General features: G+C 52.0%; 1 tRNA gene and 1 rRNA gene. Both read left to right on the forward strand.

Annotated elements, in window-relative coordinates:
- Nucleotides 1-138: 138 nt before the first annotated feature.
- A 16S ribosomal RNA gene (locus KI742_RS21945) occupies nt 139-1,691 on the forward strand.
- Between the two features lie 66 nt (nt 1,692-1,757).
- A tRNA-Ile gene (locus KI742_RS21950) sits at nt 1,758-1,831 on the forward strand.

Raw genomic sequence — 1,831 nt, forward strand, 5'->3', positions numbered from 1 at the left:
CTTTGTGAAGCGTGGAATGTACTGAGAAACGAATGATTCGCTAAGAATAAAGATAAAGGAAGGCAGCTAACTATAGCTGCCTTTTGATTGAACTGTCGTTATGTAATGTTCAGTATTCATTGAGCCGAACAAAATCTTAAATTGAAGAGTTTGATCATGGCTCAGATTGAACGCTGGCGGCAGGCCTAACACATGCAAGTCGAGCGGAAACGAGTTATCTGAACCTTCGGGGGACGATAACGGCGTCGAGCGGCGGACGGGTGAGTAATGCCTAGGAAATTGCCCTGATGTGGGGGATAACCATTGGAAACGATGGCTAATACCGCATGATGCCTACGGGCCAAAGAGGGGGACCTTCGGGCCTCTCGCGTCAGGATATGCCTAGGTGGGATTAGCTAGTTGGTGAGGTAAGGGCTCACCAAGGCGACGATCCCTAGCTGGTCTGAGAGGATGATCAGCCACACTGGAACTGAGACACGGTCCAGACTCCTACGGGAGGCAGCAGTGGGGAATATTGCACAATGGGCGCAAGCCTGATGCAGCCATGCCGCGTGTGTGAAGAAGGCCTTCGGGTTGTAAAGCACTTTCAGTCGTGAGGAAGGTAGTGTAGTTAATAGCTGCATTATTTGACGTTAGCGACAGAAGAAGCACCGGCTAACTCCGTGCCAGCAGCCGCGGTAATACGGAGGGTGCGAGCGTTAATCGGAATTACTGGGCGTAAAGCGCATGCAGGTGGTTTGTTAAGTCAGATGTGAAAGCCCGGGGCTCAACCTCGGAATAGCATTTGAAACTGGCAGACTAGAGTACTGTAGAGGGGGGTAGAATTTCAGGTGTAGCGGTGAAATGCGTAGAGATCTGAAGGAATACCGGTGGCGAAGGCGGCCCCCTGGACAGATACTGACACTCAGATGCGAAAGCGTGGGGAGCAAACAGGATTAGATACCCTGGTAGTCCACGCCGTAAACGATGTCTACTTGGAGGTTGTGGCCTTGAGCCGTGGCTTTCGGAGCTAACGCGTTAAGTAGACCGCCTGGGGAGTACGGTCGCAAGATTAAAACTCAAATGAATTGACGGGGGCCCGCACAAGCGGTGGAGCATGTGGTTTAATTCGATGCAACGCGAAGAACCTTACCTACTCTTGACATCCAGAGAACTTTCCAGAGATGGATTGGTGCCTTCGGGAACTCTGAGACAGGTGCTGCATGGCTGTCGTCAGCTCGTGTTGTGAAATGTTGGGTTAAGTCCCGCAACGAGCGCAACCCTTATCCTTGTTTGCCAGCGAGTAATGTCGGGAACTCCAGGGAGACTGCCGGTGATAAACCGGAGGAAGGTGGGGACGACGTCAAGTCATCATGGCCCTTACGAGTAGGGCTACACACGTGCTACAATGGCGCATACAGAGGGCGGCCAACTTGCGAAAGTGAGCGAATCCCAAAAAGTGCGTCGTAGTCCGGATTGGAGTCTGCAACTCGACTCCATGAAGTCGGAATCGCTAGTAATCGTGGATCAGAATGCCACGGTGAATACGTTCCCGGGCCTTGTACACACCGCCCGTCACACCATGGGAGTGGGCTGCAAAAGAAGTAGGTAGTTTAACCTTCGGGGGGACGCTTACCACTTTGTGGTTCATGACTGGGGTGAAGTCGTAACAAGGTAGCGCTAGGGGAACCTGGCGCTGGATCACCTCCTTAAACGATGATTATTGCGATGAGTGTTCACACAGATTGATACGGTTTATAAAGTAAAGAGACGATACTGGGTCTGTAGCTCAGGTGGTTAGAGCGTTCGCCTGATAAGCGAGAGGTCGGTGGTTCGAGTCCACTCAGACCCA

It is taken from the genome of Vibrio sp. D417a, from assembly GCF_030248595.1.
GTDB lineage: Bacteria > Pseudomonadota > Gammaproteobacteria > Enterobacterales > Vibrionaceae > Vibrio > Vibrio alginolyticus.